The organism is Lichenicoccus sp. (assembly GCF_965277665.1).
Classification (GTDB): Bacteria; Pseudomonadota; Alphaproteobacteria; order Acetobacterales; family Acetobacteraceae; genus Lichenicoccus.
This window is the reverse complement of record NZ_OZ255835.1, coordinates 1,979,111-1,995,490: the sequence shown is the minus strand read 5'-3', so window position 1 is coordinate 1,995,490 and position 16,380 is coordinate 1,979,111. Positions and strand designations below refer to the sequence as shown.

Genomic DNA, 16,380 nt, shown 5'->3' with positions numbered 1-16,380 from the left:
ACTCTGTGAGCCGGGAGCCACTGCATGCCTGCGATCACCCTGCCCGACGGGTCCGTGCGCCAGTTCGCGGCCCCGGTGACGGGCACCGCGGTCGCCGCATCGATCGGCCCGGGCCTGGCACGCGCCGCACTCGCCATGGAACGCGACGGCCGCCTGGTCGACCTGTCGCACGAGATCGACGCCGACAGCCGCGTCGTGTTCGTCACCAGGCGTGATGCGCAGGCGCTCGGCCTGATCCGGCACGATGCCGCGCATGTGCTGGCCGAGGCGGTGCAGGGGCTCTATCCCGGCACCCAGGTGACCATCGGTCCGGTGATCGAGAACGGCTTCTATTACGATTTTGCTCGTAACGAGCCGTTCACCCCCGAGGATCTCGCCGCGATCGAGGCGCGCATGCGCGAGATCGTCTCGCGGAACGCGGCTTTTGTCCGCGAGGTCTGGCCGCGCGACGCGGCGATCGCGTTCTTCGAGGCGCGCGGCGAGCGCTTCAAGGCGGAGCTGATACGCGACCTGCCCGCGCGCGAGCCGATCTCGATCTACCGCCAGGGCGACTGGCTCGACCTGTGCCGCGGGCCGCACATGCGCGGCACCGGCGATGTCGGCACCGCGTTCAAGCTGATGAAGGTGGCGGGTGCCTACTGGCGCGGCGACCATCGCAACCCGATGCTGACCCGGATCTACGGCACCGCCTGGCGCGACGCCGCCGAACTCGAGGCGCACCTGCGCCAGATCGAGCAGGCCGAGCGGCGCGACCATCGGCGCATCGGCCGCGAGATGGACCTGTTCCACATCCAGGAGGAGGCGGTCGGCTCGATCTTCTGGCATCCGAAGGGCTGGCGTCTCTACACCGTGCTGCAGGACTACCTGCGTCGGATGCAGAACGCCGAGGGCTACGAGGAGGTGCGCACCCCGCAGCTGGTCGACCGCTCGCTCTGGGAGGCGTCCGGGCACTGGGAGAACTACCGCGAGCACATGTTCATCGCCACCGTCGAGGACGAGGACAAGAGCCTCGCTCTGAAACCGATGAACTGTCCGTGCCACGTGCAGATCTTCAAGCACGGCCTGCGCTCCTATCGCGAGCTGCCGCTGCGCATGGCGGAGTTCGGCGCCTGCCATCGCTACGAGCCGTCCGGGGCGCTGCACGGCATCATGCGGGTGCGGGCCTTCACCCAGGACGACGCGCACATCTTCTGCACCGAGGCGCAGGTGCCCGAGGAGACCGCGCGCTTCGTCGCCATGCTGGCGCAGGTCTATCGCGACCTCGGCTTCGACAGCTTCGTGGTGAAGTTCGCCGACCGGCCGGACAACCGCGCCGGCGACGACGCCACCTGGGACCGCGCGGAGGCGGCGCTGATCGAGGCCTGCCGGCTGGCGGGCGTCGGCTACGAGCTGAACCCGGGCGAGGGGGCGTTCTACGGCCCCAAGCTCGAGTTCGTGCTGCGCGATGCGATCGGCCGTGACTGGCAGTGCGGCACCCTGCAGGTCGACTACATCCTGCCCGAGCGGCTCGACGCCAGCTTCATCGGCGAGGACAGCGCGCGGCATCGCCCGGTGATGCTGCACCGCGCGATCGTGGGCTCCTTCGAGCGCTTCCTCGGCATCCTGATCGAGCAGTATGCCGGGCGCTTCCCGCTCTGGCTGGCGCCGGTGCAGGTGGTGGTGGCGTCGATCGTGACCGACGCCGAGCCGTATGCGCTCGAGGTCGCGGGCCGGCTGAAGCGCGCCGGCCTTGCGGTGCAGGCCGACACCGGCCGCGAGAAGATCAACGCCAAGATACGCGAGCACAGCCTGGGCCGGGTGCCGGTGATCCTGGTGGTCGGCCGCAAGGAGGCCGAGGCGCGCACGGTCGCGATGCGACGTCTGGGGGGTGCGGCGCAGGAGGTCCTGGAGCTGGAGCAGGCGCTGCGGGGTCTTGTGGACGAGGCGACACCACCCGATCTGAGACGCGCGGCCACCGCCGCCGCATCGGCCGGGACATGACAGCCGCCCGATGCCTGCATGGCGAATTCCCAGGGTGCGGCCAACAGCCTGCTTGCCTGCATGGGGGCGTATGGGCGAGAACGCAGGCCTGGGCGCCCTGCGTTCGCCCCAGGCTATCGCACGAGACCCATTCGTAACCGAGACAGGAGACCACCATAGCCAGACCACCGATGCCCGCGCCTCCGACCCGTGAGGGCCCGCGCGTCAACGAGGAGATCCGCGTGCCATCCGTCCGCCTCATCGACGAGGAAGGCGAGATGCAGGGCGTGATGCCGACGCGCGAGGCGATGCTGCGCGCGTTCTCGGTGGGTCTCGACCTGCTCGAGATCAGCCCGAACGCCGAGCCGCCGGTGGTCAAGATCCTCGACTATGGCAAGTTCAAGTACGAGCAGCAGAAGAAGAAGAACGAGGCTCGCAAGAAGCAGAAGGTCATCGAGATCAAGGAGGTCAAGGTCAGGCCGAATATCGATGAGAACGACTACCAGGTGAAGCTGCGCGCCATGCGGTCGTTCATCGAGGAGGGTGACAAGGTCAAGGTCACCCTGCGCTTCCGTGGCCGCGAGATGGCGCACCAGGATCTCGGCGTGAAGGTGCTCGAGCGCATCCGTGGCGACATGGACGAGCGCACCAAGGTCGAGCAGATGCCGCGCATGGAAAACCGCCAGATGATCATGGTGCTGTCACCGCGCTGAATGATGATCGCTTCGGCCAGTGTGATGACCCGGGTGAGAGCCCGGGTTTTCTGTTGTGGGCATCGGAGGAGAGTCCGGCATGGACGACAAGGCGGACCGCGGCATGGCCGGCGACGAGGTTAGGATCCTCGAGGTGCGTATCCTGGCCGAAGGGCACGGCATCCTGAAGACCACGCGGTTCGAGCACCGTCGCTTCGACGGGACATGGCAGACCCTGAACCGCGAGACCTATTCCAGCGGCGATGGCTGCGCCGTGCTCGCCTACGACCCTGGCCGCGGTCGCGTGCTGCTGGTGCGGCAGTTCCGGTTTCCTGCCTACGCCGCCGGCCACTTGACGCCGCTGGTCGAGGTCATCGCCGGGCTGGTGGACGAGAACCCACCGGATGTCGCCGTCATCAAGGAGGCCCGGGAGGAAGCCGGGGTCGTGCTACGCACGGTGCGCCCGGTCTTCGAGGCTTTCATGAGCCCCGGCGCGATCACCGAGCGGCTCAGCTTCTTCGTGGCCGAATATGATGGGGCCGACCGCACCGGCGCCGGTGGCGGCCTGCCCGGCGAAGGTGAGGATATCGAGGTGCTGGAGCCGACCGGAGACGAGGCGATGGCGATGATCGGCGACGGCCGGATCGTCTATGCCAAGACCATCATGCTGCTGCAGCATGCGAGGCTGACCGGTCTGATCTGAAACGGACGCGGCACCAGGCCCTTGATCTTCGCGGGCAAGACGCGATATCTGACCAACCAGATGGTCATGAAGGGATCGAGCTCGTGCAGAGCGTCAATCTGGCCGATGCCAAGGCCCGTCTCAGCGCATTGGTCGAGCAGGCGGCGGCCGGCGAGCCGGTGCGGATAATCCGGCGCGGCAAACCGGTGGCGCAGATCTCCGCCATCCGAGGCGTGCGCGCGAGCATCGATCCGGCGATGCTCCGGGGCGTCACCGATCGCATGCCGATGCAGCCCGAGAGCGCTGGCGGCTTCATGCGTGCGGTGCGTGACGACGAGCGGTATTGACGCTCTATCTCGATACGTCGCTGCTGGTCGCAGCCCTCACGAACGAGGCGCAGACTGCGCGCATGCAGGACTGGCTGGGCGCGCAGGCGCCCGATAGCCTGGTGATCAGCGACTGGGTGACCACGGAATTTTCCTCCGCCCTGTCGATCAAGCTGCGCTCCGGCCAGATCGCCGCGTCGCACCGCGCCGGCGCGCTGGCGATGTTCACCCGCCTGAGTTCGGAGAGCTTCACGATCCTCGTCGTCGGGCGAGCCCAGTTCCGGGCCGCCGCCCGTCTTGCCGACCAGCATGAATTGGGGCTGCGCGCGGCCGACGCGCTGCATCTTGCGATCTGCGCCGATCATGGTGCGACACTCTGCACGCTCGACCGCCGGCTCCACGATGCCGCATCGCTTCTGGGTGTGCCCGGCTTGCTGCCCTGAGGTTCCCGGCTCGGCCCGATCACCGCAGCAGGCCGGATGCTCTGGCTCCGATCCCGTTCGAAAGCTGCAGACGCACCGCCCAGCCGTCCTGCACGAAGCCGGGCACGGCGTCGCGTGCCACCCATTATGACCGGTGAACCTTCACCCGGGCAGGCCGGTGAGTTCGCGGATCGCCTGGTGAAGCGGGATCAGGATCGGCTCGGCGAGCGGAGTCGCGGCAACGCGACTGGTCCGATGCAGCGCGCACGGCTGGCCGGACTGATCTGATGATGTGAGGCCCGCGCGTTCGACCAGGGTGCCGGCGCCGCAGGACACTCGGCCGAAGCGGTCCGAAGTCTGCTACCGGAAGTCCTTCAGGCCGTTCCAGGTCCCCTGTCGTGGGCAGTGCAGGCCCGGATGAATGAGATCCATATCCTCGAGTAGGAAGTCGCCCCGCCCGTAGTTACAGGCGGCGCAAGTCAGGTAGACATTCTCGAGGTCACTCCGGCCACCGCGGGCGTGTGGCACGATGTGATCGTATTGCGCCCACATGCACTGGAAGGCCGCATGCTGAGCAATATTCGCTCTCTCCCAAGGTACCGCTTTCGGATACTCCCGACGGATCGCGAGCCTCACTCGGTCCCGGATGACCGGTATCCCGCAGAATCGGCAGTAGTAGCCGTCTCTTTCGTGGATGAGAGTTATCGTCTCTTCGGTCGGATCTCGCGGCTTGCTTCGATGAGCTTCGGGAAGCCTGGATGGAGTAGCCGATTTCCGAAGAGGCTGATTGTACATGGTCGCCTTTCCCCAGACCGAGTTTAACCAGTCTCGGACCACCTTGTCGTCAGCCAGACGCAACAGCTCGTCCGCCGCGTCGCGCTCACCCCGCAAGTGCGAAGATACCGCATCGCGCAGACGTTGGGCTGCCACCTCGATTTCCGGCACTGGTTCACGAAGGCATCGGCGAAGGCTCATCCTGAAACCCTACACGTTCTGATTAAACGACATCATCAGTTCGTTCCGGTCCGGTAACTTACGCATTTCGCTCTGTCACCTGAAATCGAGTCTCCGGAGAGCTTCGTTCTGAGTGCCCTGTCGCGATTGGGTCGGCGACGTGTGCGGACGGTTCCTGCCGAGCAGCTCAGCCTTCGATCACGGCGAAATCCGCGACCCGTGCCATGCCGCCACGGAGTGCTGCCAGCAGGCGGAGCCGGTTGCGTCGCGTCGCGGCATCGTCGGCATTCACCGTGACCGCGTCGAAGAAGGCGTCCAGCGGCCGGCGCAGGGTGGACAGCTTGGTCATCGCCACCTCGAATCGCTCCGCCGCGATTTCCGTTACCACGCGCGGCAGGGTCTCGCCGAGCGCCGCCGCCAGCGCCCGCTCCTCGTTCTGGGAGTAGAGCGATGGATCGGGCTCCGCCTCGTATGGACCGTCGCGGCGCTCCTCGATACGCAGGATGTTCGCCGCCCGCCTGGCCGCCGCCAAAAGGTTGCGGCCGTCCTCGCTGCCGAGCAGCGTGCTGACGGCATCCGTGCGGGCCAGCGCGCGCACGAGGTCGCCATCCAGCCCGGTCGCGTTCACCGCCGCCAGCACGTCGTGCCGTGCACCGTCGGCACGCAGCTGCACACGCAGGCGCTCGGCGATGAAGCCGGGCAGCAGAGCGAGGTCGGGCGCGGCGCGCAGCGGGTCCGGCAGCGCCTCGGCGGCGGCGCGGAACAACGCAAACACATCCAGGCGCAGCGCATTGTCGCGCACGATGCGAATCACGCCCAGGGCGGCGCGGCGCAGTGCATAGGGGTCCCCCGAGCCGCCCGGCTTCTCGCCGGCGGCGAACAGGGCGGCGAGGCTGTCGAGGCGGTCGGCGAGTGCCACCGCGACCGACACCGGCGCATGCGGAACGCCGTCGCCGGCGCCGCGCGGCTGGTAGTGCTCGCGGATCGCTGCCGCCACCTCCGGCGCCTCGCCGTCATGGCCGGCATAGTAGCCGCCCATGACGCCCTGCAGCTCGGGGAACTCGCCGACCATGCCGGTCGACAGGTCTGCCTTGGCGAGATGGGCCGCGCGTGCCGCGTGCGCCGGGTCGGCACCGACCATCGGGGCGATCCGCGTCGCCAGCCGCGCGATCCGTGCGATGCGGTCGCCCTGGCTGCCGAGGGCGGCGTGGAAGGTCACCGCATCGAGGGCGGCAACCCGGCTTGCCAGGGGCACCGCGCGGTCGAGGTCCCAGAAATGCCGCGCATCCGAGAAGCGGGCGCGCAGCACGCGCTCGTTGCCCGCCACCGTGAGCGCGCCGCCATCCGATGCAAGCGTATTGGCCGCAAAGATGAAGGCCGGGGCGGCCGAGCCGTCCGGCCGGCGCAGCGCGAAGTAGCGCTGGTTGACGCGCATGCTGACCTGCATGACCTCGGACGGCAGGTCCATGTAGGCGGCATCGATGCGGCCCAGCAGCGGCACCGGCCACTCCACCAGGCCGGCTACCTCCTCGAGCAGGCCGTCATCCGGCACCGCGACGAAGCCGGCTTCTTGCGCCAGACGCGCGATGCCGTCGCGGATCAGCGAGGCGCGCTCGCCGGCCTCGACCAGCACGTGGCGCGCGCGCAGGCCGTCCTGCCAGTCCTGCACGCCGGTGACCGTAAAGCCGCCCGGAGACAGGAAACGATGGCCTTCGCTCGACGCGCCGGCCACCAGCCCGTGGCCGTCGTCGGCGCCGGGCAAGGCAAGAGTGAACGGCACCGGCGCACCGTCCAGCAGGCAGAGCATGCGGCGCAGCGGGCGCACCCAGAGCAAGCCGCTGCCCGCACCCCAGCGCATCGCTTTCGGCCACGGGAACCGGCGCAGCAGCCCGGGCAGCGTCTGCATGATCAGCTGGTGCGCCGCGATCGGGGCGTGCCGCCGGTCCAGCACCCAGAAGCCGTTCTCAGCACGCAACGCATCCCGGCGGGCGTTGTGCTTGCGCAGGAAGCCGGCCAGTGCCTGTTCGGGCGCGCTCTCGCGTGGGCCGCGTTCGGAACTGGTGCTGCCCGGCACCGCAGCATCGAGGTCGGCGGACAACGCGATCCGGCGCGGGCCCCAGTAGAGATGCGTGTGGCGGGGGTTGAGCGGCGCCAGCGCCTCCGACACCAGACGGCCGAGACTATCGGCGCCGTCACGCTGCAGGCGCGCGGGGATCTCCTCGGAGAACAGCTCGATCAGCAGTTCGGGCATCGGCTCAGGCCTCGCCCGCTAGCCACGCCTCGCAGGCGCGCCGGGCGAGGGTGCGGACACGGCCGATATAGCTTGCGCGCTCGGTCACGCTGATCACCCCGCGCGCATCCAGCAGGTTGAACAGATGGCTCGCCTTCAGGCACTGGTCGTAGGCCGGCTGCGCCACGCCCGCCTCCACCAGCGCCAGGCTCTCGCGCTCGGCGTCGTCGAAATGCCGGTGCAGCATGGCGGTATCGGCCAGCTCGAAATTATGCCGCGAGTAGTCGCGCTCGGCGCGCAGGAACACGTCGCCATAGGTCAGGCCATGCCCGTCATAGTCGAGGTCGTACACCCGCTCGACGCCCTGCACATACATCGCCAGCCGCTCCAGCCCGTAGGTCAGCTCGGTCGAGGGCAGCGCCACCGGGATGCCGCCGACCTGCTGGAAATAGGTGAACTGGGTCACTTCCATGCCGTCACACCAGACCTCCCAGCCCAGGCCCCAGGCGCCGATGGTCGGGTTCTCCCAGTCATCCTCGACGAAGCGGATGTCGTGCAGGGCGGGATCGATGCCGATCGCGCGGTAGCTTTCGAGCAGCAGCGCCTGGCTGTCCGCGGGTGTGGGCTTCAGCAGCACCTGATACTGGTAGTAGTGCTGCAGCCGGTTCGGGTTCTCGCCGTAGCGGCCGTCCGACGGCCGCCGGCACGGCTGCACGTAGGCGGTGCGCCACGGTCGCGGGCCGAGTGCCCGCAGGCTGGTATGCGGCGACAGCGTGCCGGCGCCGATTTCGATATCGTACGGCTGCAGGATGGCGCAGCCTTGGTCCGACCAGAACGCGTGCAGCCTGAGGATCAGCGACTGGAAGCTCGTGTTCAGATCCGGCGCCAGGGACACGCGCGCTCTCCGGTGGAGGGTGGTCGATGCGGGGGCGGCACCATAGGTTCGGGGCCGGGCGCCAGCAAGCAAGGAGCACCCCATGGCAGCGGACGAACGTTCTGACCTGGCCCTGATCGAGCAGATCAGGTCCGACACCAGGCGCATCGCGCTGGTCGGCGCGTCGGCAAATCCGGCGCGGCCGTCGCACGGCGTCATGCGCTTCCTGCTCGCCCGGGGCTTCACGGTGGTGCCGGTCAATCCGGGTCTCGCGGGACAGCTCCTGCTTGGCCAGCCGGTGGTATCGCTGCTTGCCGATGCGGCGCCGCTCGACATGGTCGACGTGTTCCGCGCCTCCGGGCACGTCGCCGGCATCGCGGGCGAGGCGATCAGGCTGGGCGCGCGCACGCTCTGGCTGCAGCTCGGCGTGATCGACGAGGCGGCGGCCGCGACAGCGCGGGCGGCCGGGCTGCGCGTGGTGATGGACCGGTGCCCGAAGATCGAGTGGGCTGCCTGATCCCGCCGCTTGACGCTCGATACGCGCGCGGCCACATCAACGTTCTGCAATCTGGATGGATCATGCTGCCATGACCAACGAGGAACGCGACCTCATCGCCCGGTTCATCGCCCGGGTCTCCGGCCAGCCGCAGGGGGGCGGGTTCGGCGCCAGCGTGCCGGCGACGCAGCCGAACCTGCCGCCGATCGATGCAGAGGCCGACCGGTTCATCGCGGACAACTTCAACCAGTATCCGCAGGCCCGCTACCGGATCACGCAGACCGCGGTGGTGCAGGAAGCGGCCCTGGCGGAGGCACAGAACCGCATCAAGCGGCTCGAATGGGAGCTGCAGCAGACCCAGATGCAGGCGCAGCAGGCGATCCAGGCGGCGCAGCAGCAGGCTGGTCAGCAGCGCAGCGGTGGTCTGTTCGGTGGCCTGTTCGGCGGCGGCCAGCAGCGCCAGGCGCCGCCGGGCTATAATCAAGCGCCGCCGAACTATGGCCAGATGCCGCCGCCGCAGCCGAGCTATCCGCCGGGTTATCAGCCGGGGATGTTCCAGCAGCATGGCGGCTCCGGGTTCCTTGGCTCGGCGCTGACCACGGCTGCGGGCGTCGCCGGCGGCATGGTCGTCGGCAATGCGCTGATGGACATGTTCAGCGGCCACGAGGGCGGCCTCGGTGGTGGCGGCCTCGGCGGCGGCGGCTTCGGCGGCGGTGGCGAGACCATCGTCAACAACAACTACGGCGATGCCGCCACCGGCGCCGGCGGCGATCCGTTCGGCGGCCAGGGCACCGATGTCGACCCGAATTTCGGCAGCGGCGGCGGCGGCTTCGACAGCGGCGGCTTCGACGACAACAGCGGCGGCGGCGGCGGCGGCTGGGACGACGACAGCAGCAGCTTCTAAAGGGTCATAACATCAGAGGCTGGACATCAGAGGCCCGTTAAAAACGCCTGATGCTGGATGAGAGCGGCCCGCAGGGTCGCGCCCGGCGTGACTTTCCGAGCACCGCAGCGCAGCGGCCTCCCCATACTTGAAAGACGGGGCCGTGAGCAGCGGAGCGCAGAAAAGGCGCGTCGGATCGCCAGCAGCAGGCGTTTTCAAGGGGCCGGTTTGAGTTGGACGCTGACGGCGCAGTGATCCGACAACCGCTCCTTCATCTCCGGGGTGGTCTCCCGATAGACCATGACCCGCAGCGTCTGCGGCTCCAGCCAGGGCGCTGCCGGACCGCCGGCGAAGATGTGGTCGATGAAGTCCTCGCCGCCCCAGCATGGGCTGATATGGCCGCTGGTGGCGAGCACCATCGGCGACGAGGCGTCGAGCGCATCGAGGAACACGTCGTGCGCCGGCATGTTGCGGTTGAAGTCGCCCATCAGCACGAACGGGACGTGCTCCGCCTGCCGCGCCGCCAGCCACGCCTTCAGCACCTCCAGCTGCCGGTGCAGCAGCTTGCACTGGTACGGCTCGGTGTCGCCGAAGCCGAGCCGCCAGCATCCGGTCTTCAGATGCACCACGAGGATGCGCAGGCGCAGGCCGGCCCCACTGCCAGGAAGACTAAGGGTGACGTCGAGGCCGCTGCGAAGATGGTGCGCGGCTTCGGGGCGGGTGACATCGAGCGCCAGCAGGTCGGGGTTGCGGGTCACCTCGAAGCCGCGACGCACCGCAAGGCCGACGCGCTGCACGACATGGTCGCCGGTCATGAAGATCTGGTAGCGGTCCGGCGGGAAGATCCTAGCGGCGATCTCGGGTCCGTCCACCTCCTCGATGCCGACCGCATCGGCATCGAGATGCGCGGCGTAGGCGGCCAGTGTCGCGATATCCTCGGGACGCTTCGTCGTCGCGTCGTCCGGCAGCGACGGATCGCCGGTCGGCCGCGTGGTGAGCCATTCCAGGTTCCAGGTCGCAAGCTTGATCGCGGTCGGCGGGGTAGCCTGGGTCGTCGGGGTAGCCTGGGTCGTCGGGGCAGCCTGGGTCGTTGGGGTAGCCTGGGCCGCGGGCGCAGCCAGCAGCAGGCAGATCGCCAGGACGCGTTTCACCCTGGTGGCCGCTGCAGCCTTGCCTGGGCCTCCTGCAGGCTGATCGCGCTGCGGGTCAGTTCGTCGAGGATGCGCACCGTCCCGGAGGCGATGTCGTAGAGCCAGCCCTGGATCTGCAGGCGACCGTCGGCCAGCCGGGCGGCGACCGCCGGATGGGTGCGCAGGTGCGAAAGCTGCAGCAGCACGTTCTGCTCGGCCATGGTCGTGACCGCGCGGGCGCCGTCCCCGGCTGGATCCTTGCTCTCGCGAGCGTCGGATTGCGACAGCAGCGCCTGCGTCACCGCGCGGGCCGCCTCGGCGTTGCGCAGCCAGGACGCGACCGTCGGCATGCGCTCCAGCCCGTGCTTGTGCGGCTCGATCATCGCCTTCATGGCGCCGCAGTCCGAATGGCCGCAGACGATGATGTGGCTGACGCCCAGCGCCACCACGGCATATTCAATCGCCGCCGAGACACCGCCGAGCATCTCGCCGTAGGCCGGAACGATGTTGCCGATGTTGCGCAGGTTGAACAGGTTGCCGGGCGCGCTCTGGGTGATCATGCCGGGGCTGACCCGGCTGTCGGCGCAGGTGATGAACAGCGTGTGCGGCGCCTGCCCCCGGGCCAGCTCGGAGAACATCTTGCGGTTCGACGGGAACACCTCGGCGGAGAAGTGCCGGACCCCGTCGAGCAGCGTCGAGAGCGATGAATCGGTGTCCGGCACCGGCCTTTCTCCTCTAGCCGTCTCAGAACGCGAGTGTGCTGCCTCCGAGATAGGCAGGCGTTTCTCGGAGGCAGCACACTTGAGGCTCTCGCGGTCCTTGGGCGTGTGGAATAGAGTGTAGAGGCAACGGCTGCGAGAAGGGAATTCATTGCCTGAGGCCCCTCTCACCGCCTGCGACGTCGAGCCGATCCATAGTCCGGGCCTGATCCAGCCGCATGGCGTCCTGCTCGTGCTGCACCAGGCCGGGGGCGCGCTCCGCGTCATCGCGGCCAGCGAGAATGCCGGCGGCGAGCACGCGACACATCCGGCGGCCTATCTCGATCCCGAAGCCCGGCAACAGCTCGAGCGCGCGATGGCACTCCAGCCCCACGGTGCCGGCGACCTGCCGCTCGGCCTGCTGCGCGATGCGCGGGGGGCGTTGTGGGACGCGACCTTGCGTCCCGGAGCCTGCACCGGGGCGAGCGGCGAGGCTTTGTTGGAACTCGAGCCCGTCGGGCCGGCGGCCGCCGAGCCGCGCGGCCTGCTGGAGCGCCTGAACCGGGGCCTGGCCGCCATCCAGCGGCAGACCGGGAGCTCTGCCGCCTGCCAGGCCGCGGTCGCGGCCATCGGGCAGGTGAGCGGGTTCGACCGGGTGATGGCCTACCGCCTGCTCGGCGACGGCAGCGGCGAGGTGGTCGCCGAGGCGCTGCACCCCGATTCCGTGCCGGCGGATCCGGCACTGCCTGCGTCCTATCTCGGCCTGCGCTTCCCGGCCAGCGACATCCCGGCGCCGGCACGCGGGCTCTACAACAGCGCGGCGGTGCGGCTGATCCCGGATGCGCGCGCCCAGCCGTCGCGTCTGCTGAACCTCGCTGGCGGCGACGCGCCCGTCGACCTGTCGCGCGCGGTGCTGCGCGGCGTGGCGCCGGTGCACCTGACCTACCTCGCCAACATGGGCGTATTCGCCTCGATGTCGATTGCGATACGCGACGGCAAAGGCGGCCTCTGGGGCCTGTTCGCCTGCCATCACCTGCAGGGGCCGTTGCATGTCGGCCCCGAGATACGCCTGGCCGCCGAGATCCTCGCGCGCGCGCTGTCCTGGCGCCTCGCCGAACTCGAAGCGGGCCTGGCCGAGCGGCGCACCGCGCGGCTGCGAGCGGCGAGCGGCGTCCTGCTCGCCGGCATCCGGTTGCCCGATGCAGCGGGCCGGCCGCAGCCGCCCGGGCCGCCGCCCGACGCGGACAGCCCGGCTTTGTTGCTCGCCGCGTGCGAGGCCGACGGGGTTGCGGCCTGCCCACGCATCCCGGGCCTCGAGCCGGTGCGGATCGGCGCCGCACCGCCGGATGCGATCCTCGAACTTCTGTGTGCCTGGCTCGATGAGCGGGAAGCCCCAGGCGAGCTGGGGGCGCCTGAACCATCGCTGCAGACCAACGCGTTGCCCGGATTGCTGCCGCCGGATCTCGCAAGCGCGCTCGCCGCGGACGACGCCGCACCCTGCGGCCTGCTGGCGATCCGGCTGCCCGGCGCGGGCTGGCTGCTGCTGCTGCGGCGCGAGCTCGCACGCGTGGTGACCTGGGCCGGCAACCCGGAGAAGCCGGTCGATACGGGACGCCGGTCCGCGGCCGGGCCCGATTCGGGGCTGCCCGCGCTGTCGCCGCGGGCCTCGTTCGCTGCCTGGTCGCAGGCCGTGCGCGGCCAGTCGGCGCACTGGTCGGAGGCCGACCGTGCGGTGGCGCTGGCGCTGCGCGATGTCCTCGGCGAGGCCCTGCTCGCCCGGGCCGCCGGGATCGCGCGCGGCAACCAGGAGCTGCGGCGGCGCAGCGAGGAGACCAGGTTCTTCGCCGATGCCGCGGCGCACGACCTCAGGGAGCCGCTGTGGCAGATCCAGGTGCTGTCCGAAGCGATCGGTGAGGGGCTCGAGGACCTGCCCGCGGATCGGCCGGCGGCCCCGGCGACGGTGGCGGACCTGCGCCAGCTGACCCAGTCGGTGGTACGGTCGGCGGCCCGGATGCAGGACATGGTCGGCGAGCTCTCGCGCCTCGCCGTCGCCGGTCACCAGGCCGATCGCTCGCACCCGGTGCCGCTGCGCGACGTCGCCGGCGAGGCCCTGGAGGATATCCGCAGGGGGGTGTCGGTATCGCCGGAACTGGCACACGCGGTGCTCGCGGAGTCGCGCATCGACCTCGACGGTCTCGGCGCGGTGTCGGTGCGCGCCGATCGCGCGCAGGTCCGGCGCGTATTCCAGAACCTGTTCTCGAACGCGGTGAAGTATCGCGATCCGGAGCGGCCGCTGCAGGTCGTGGCCGAGGCCCGGCCGGCGGTGGGCGGCATCGTGCAGGTGCAGGTCGCCGATAACGGCGTGGGCTTCGATCCGGCGCATGCGCCGCATTTGTTCGAGCCGTTCCGGCGCTTTCCCAACCGGTCCGCCGCAGCCACGCAGGGGCTGGGGCTGGGGCTTGCGATCTGCCAGCGGATCGTCTCGGCGCATGGCGGCGCCATCGCGGCCGGCGTGCCGCCGAGCGGGACCGGCGCGTGCTTCAGCTTCACCCTGGTCGAACCCGATCCGGGCAAGCTAGAGGAAGCGGCGGGCGCGCCGGATGGCACGCGCACCGCCGGGGACCCTGCATGACCATGCCTGCCGATCGCCGCTTGCGAGACGGGACAGCCGCTTGAGCGCCGCGACGCCTGACCCTGAGCACGGCCGGCCCGGGCCGCTGCGTCTGCTGCTGATCGACGACAGCCCGGACGTGTTCATCACGCTGTGCGCGATGCTGTCACCGTCGCGCCGTCCGGGCCGGCTGCGCGACTACAAGGTCGACCATGTCATGCGCGTCGCCGACGGGCTGGCCGCGATGCGCGAGGGGCAGTACGACTGCTACCTGGTCGACCATCATGTCGGCGCCGAGAGCGGCCTCGAACTGGTGCGCTCGGTGCGGGCGGCAGGCATCCTGGCGCCGATCGTGATGCTGACCGGCTCGCACATGATCGACAGCAAGGCGGCCGAGGCCGGCGCCAACGACTTCCTGATCAAGGGCGGCTTCGACGTCGCGACCTTCGAGCGCACCGTGCGCTACGCACTGGGCAATGCCGACAGCGTGCGCCGGCTGGCCGACCTGAACGCCACGCTCGAGGAGCAGGTCGACGAGCGCACGCGGCAATATGTCGAGACCAACACCCGCCTGCTCGAGCAGATCGCGGCGCGCGAGCAGGCGGAGAGCGCGCTGCTGCGTACCGAGCGGCTGCAGGCGCTGGGGCGCATGACCGGCAGCGTCGCGCATGATTTCAACAATATCCTGACCGCCCTGTTCGGCAGCCTGGAGATCCTGCGATCGCGGCTGCATGCGCAGTGGGGCGAGAGCCCGGAGCCGCGGCTGGCGCGGCCGCTGGAGAATGCCATCGAGGCATCGCGGCTCGGCGAGCGCATGGTCGAGGGGCTGCTGGCGTTCGCGCGCCAGCAGCCGGTGGCGCCGACCCTGCTCGATGTCGATGCGGTCATCCGCGAGACCGAGCAGCTGCTGCGGCTCACGCTCGGATCGGGCGTGCGCCTAAGGTTGGCGCTCGCGGGCGATCTGGCACCGGTGCGCGTCGACCGCGACCAGCTCGAGCGGGCGCTGCTCAACCTTGCCTCGAATGCGCGTGACGCGATGGAGGGCCGTCGCGGCTCGGAGCTTGCGATCACCACCGGTCCGGCGCGGCGGCCAGCGGGCGCCAACCGCGAGCATCCGGGCTGGCTGCGCATCATGGTGGCCGATAACGGCCCGGGCATGAGCCGCGAGGCGCTGGACCATGCCTTCGAGCCGTTCTTCTCCACCAAGGCGCCGGGCCACGGCACCGGGCTTGGCCTGGCGCAGGTCTATGGGTTCGCCCTGCAGAGCGGCGGCATCGCCACCATCGACAGCGCTGCCGGCAGCGGCCGGCCTGGCGACAGCGCTGCCGGCAGCGGCCGGCCTGGCGACAGCGCTGCCGGCAATGGCCGGCCTGGCGACAGCGCTGCCGGCAATGGCCGGCCTGGCGGCGTCAGCGTCGTCCTGACGCTGCCGGCCGTGTCGCCGTCAGGCGATGCGCCTAAGATCGTGTCGGCAGCCGATATTCCGGCCGGCTGACGATGGCGCCGGACCGGACCGGCGACCAGCAGACATCGCTGCACGCCGAACTGATCGCCGTGCTGGTGGCGGTGCACGAGGGCACGCCACGGGTGCTGACGCTCGGCGAGGGTGCCGCGCTGCCGTCGGGTCCGCTGGAGCCGGCGCACCGCTCGCTGCAGTCCGGACTGCGTTCCTGGGTGGAGCACCAGACGCATCATCCGCTCGGCTATGTCGAGCAGCTCTACACCTTCGGCGACCGCGACCGCGCGGAGGGACCGATGCGGGCGATCTCGATCAGCTACCTCGCCTTGACCCGCATCGACGATGGGGATGCCGGGTGGCGCGGCTGGTACGGCTACTTCCCGTGGGAGGACCAGCGCGGCGAGGCCGGGGTGCAGGCGGCCCGCGCCCTCGGTGCCCGCGTGCTGGCGTGGGCGGCCGCGTCGGCGCCGGAGCTGCGCGAAACCCGGCGGCAGCGCGGCGGCATCGGCTTCGGGCTGCAGGGCAGCTCGTGGGACGAGGAGCTCGTGCTGCAGCGCTACGAGCTGCTCTACGAGGCGGGGCTGGTCGAGGAGGCGGCGGGGCATGATCCGGCACCGTCCGGCCGGCCGATGCTGCGCGACCATCGCCGCATCCTGGCCACCGGCATCGCCAGGCTGCGGGCGCGCATCAAGTATCGCCCGGTCGTGTTCGAGCTGATGCCGCCGACCTTCACCCTGCTGCAGTTGCAGCTGGTGTTCGAGGCGCTGGCCGGCCGGCGGCTGCACAAGCAGAATTTCCGCCGCCTGATCGAGCAGCAGAACCTGGTCGAGGAGACCGGAGCGCTGGGCGATCGCGCGGTCGGGCGTCCGGCGAAGCTGTTCCGGTTCCGCCGCGAGGTGCTGCAGGCCCGGCATGTGGCAGGCAGCAAGCTGCCGATGACGCGGCCGAGCTAGCAGGCTGCTGA

General features: G+C 70.0%; 16 protein-coding genes. 11 read left to right on the top strand and 5 right to left on the bottom strand.

Annotation, left to right across the window (positions count from 1 at the left end):
- The first annotated feature begins 24 nt into the window (after positions 1-24).
- The 6 genes from thrS (at position 25) to ACQY4O_RS09125 (ending at position 4,369) form a co-directional block, all read left to right on the top strand.
- Positions 25-1,980 (top strand): threonine--tRNA ligase, encoded by a 1,956-nt coding sequence (gene thrS, locus ACQY4O_RS09150; protein WP_428375957.1) that lies wholly within the window; start codon positions 25-27, stop codon positions 1,978-1,980.
- Positions 1,981-2,150: 170 nt separating this feature from the next.
- Positions 2,151-2,672 carry a translation initiation factor IF-3 gene (infC, locus tag ACQY4O_RS09145; RefSeq protein ID WP_428375956.1) on the top strand — a complete coding sequence of 174 codons (522 nt, stop codon included), beginning with the start codon at positions 2,151-2,153 and terminating at the stop codon, positions 2,670-2,672.
- 79 nt (positions 2,673-2,751) lie between these two features.
- Positions 2,752-3,354 carry an NUDIX domain-containing protein gene (locus ACQY4O_RS09140; protein ID WP_428375954.1) on the top strand — a complete coding sequence of 201 codons (603 nt, stop codon included), beginning with the start codon at positions 2,752-2,754 and terminating at the stop codon, positions 3,352-3,354.
- Positions 3,355-3,437: 83 nt separating this feature from the next.
- Positions 3,438-3,680 (top strand): type II toxin-antitoxin system Phd/YefM family antitoxin, encoded by a 243-nt coding sequence (locus ACQY4O_RS09135; protein ID WP_428375952.1) that lies wholly within the window; start codon positions 3,438-3,440, stop codon positions 3,678-3,680.
- A complete protein-coding gene (locus ACQY4O_RS09130) occupies positions 3,677-4,102 on the top strand; it encodes a type II toxin-antitoxin system VapC family toxin (RefSeq protein ID WP_428375951.1) in 426 nt (141 codons plus the stop codon). The genes ACQY4O_RS09135 and ACQY4O_RS09130 overlap by 4 nt, the downstream gene beginning before the upstream one ends.
- A 126-nt stretch (positions 4,103-4,228) precedes the next feature.
- The gene (locus ACQY4O_RS09125; RefSeq protein ID WP_428375949.1) at positions 4,229-4,369 is read left to right on the top strand and encodes a hypothetical protein; all 141 of its coding nucleotides are present in this window, start codon (positions 4,229-4,231) and stop codon (positions 4,367-4,369) included.
- A 72-nt stretch (positions 4,370-4,441) separates the two neighbouring features.
- On the opposite strand, the gene ACQY4O_RS09120 is transcribed toward ACQY4O_RS09125, so the two are convergent.
- From ACQY4O_RS09120 to ACQY4O_RS09110, 3 genes are all read right to left on the bottom strand, one after another.
- Complete coding sequence (locus ACQY4O_RS09120; RefSeq protein ID WP_428378152.1) at positions 4,442-4,633, bottom strand: HNH endonuclease; 192 nt, start codon at positions 4,631-4,633, stop codon at positions 4,442-4,444.
- Between the two features lie 589 nt (positions 4,634-5,222).
- The gene (gene glyS, locus ACQY4O_RS09115) at positions 5,223-7,286 is read right to left on the bottom strand and encodes a glycine--tRNA ligase subunit beta (RefSeq protein WP_428375947.1); all 2,064 of its coding nucleotides are present in this window, start codon (positions 7,284-7,286) and stop codon (positions 5,223-5,225) included.
- A gap of 4 nt (positions 7,287-7,290) precedes the next feature.
- Positions 7,291-8,160: a glycine--tRNA ligase subunit alpha gene (locus ACQY4O_RS09110; protein WP_428375946.1), complete on the bottom strand. Its 870-nt coding sequence runs from the start codon at positions 8,158-8,160 to the stop codon at positions 7,291-7,293.
- Positions 8,161-8,242: 82 nt separating this feature from the next.
- Between ACQY4O_RS09110 and ACQY4O_RS09105 the strand changes: the two genes are divergently transcribed.
- On the top strand, positions 8,243-8,656 hold the full coding sequence (locus ACQY4O_RS09105) for a CoA-binding protein (RefSeq protein WP_428375944.1): 414 nt from the start codon (positions 8,243-8,245) through the stop codon (positions 8,654-8,656).
- Positions 8,657-8,726: 70 nt separating this feature from the next.
- Complete coding sequence (locus tag ACQY4O_RS09100; RefSeq protein ID WP_428375943.1) at positions 8,727-9,539, top strand: DUF2076 domain-containing protein; 813 nt, start codon at positions 8,727-8,729, stop codon at positions 9,537-9,539.
- Positions 9,540-9,733: 194 nt separating this feature from the next.
- Here the strand turns inward: ACQY4O_RS09100 and ACQY4O_RS09095 are convergent, their stop codons facing one another.
- On the bottom strand, positions 9,734-10,669 hold the full coding sequence (locus tag ACQY4O_RS09095) for an endonuclease/exonuclease/phosphatase family protein (RefSeq protein WP_428375941.1): 936 nt from the start codon (positions 10,667-10,669) through the stop codon (positions 9,734-9,736).
- Entirely contained in the window at positions 10,666-11,370 is a 705-nt protein-coding gene (locus ACQY4O_RS09090) for a carbonic anhydrase (RefSeq protein ID WP_428375939.1), read from the bottom strand. The genes ACQY4O_RS09095 and ACQY4O_RS09090 overlap by 4 nt, the downstream gene beginning before the upstream one ends.
- A gap of 148 nt (positions 11,371-11,518) precedes the next feature.
- Here ACQY4O_RS09090 and ACQY4O_RS09085 point away from each other — a divergent pair, with 148 nt between their 5' ends.
- From ACQY4O_RS09085 to ACQY4O_RS09075, 3 genes are read left to right on the top strand one after another with little or no spacing between them, the layout of a single operon-like run.
- Positions 11,519-13,978: an ATP-binding protein gene (locus tag ACQY4O_RS09085; RefSeq protein ID WP_428375937.1), complete on the top strand. Its 2,460-nt coding sequence runs from the start codon at positions 11,519-11,521 to the stop codon at positions 13,976-13,978.
- A 40-nt stretch (positions 13,979-14,018) separates the two neighbouring features.
- Positions 14,019-15,452, top strand: a complete 1,434-nt coding sequence (locus tag ACQY4O_RS09080; RefSeq protein ID WP_428375936.1) for a sensor histidine kinase — start codon at positions 14,019-14,021, stop codon at positions 15,450-15,452.
- Between the two features lie 2 nt (positions 15,453-15,454).
- Entirely contained in the window at positions 15,455-16,369 is a 915-nt protein-coding gene (locus ACQY4O_RS09075) for an NUDIX hydrolase (protein WP_428375934.1), read from the top strand.
- The last annotated feature ends 11 nt before the right edge of the window (positions 16,370-16,380 follow it).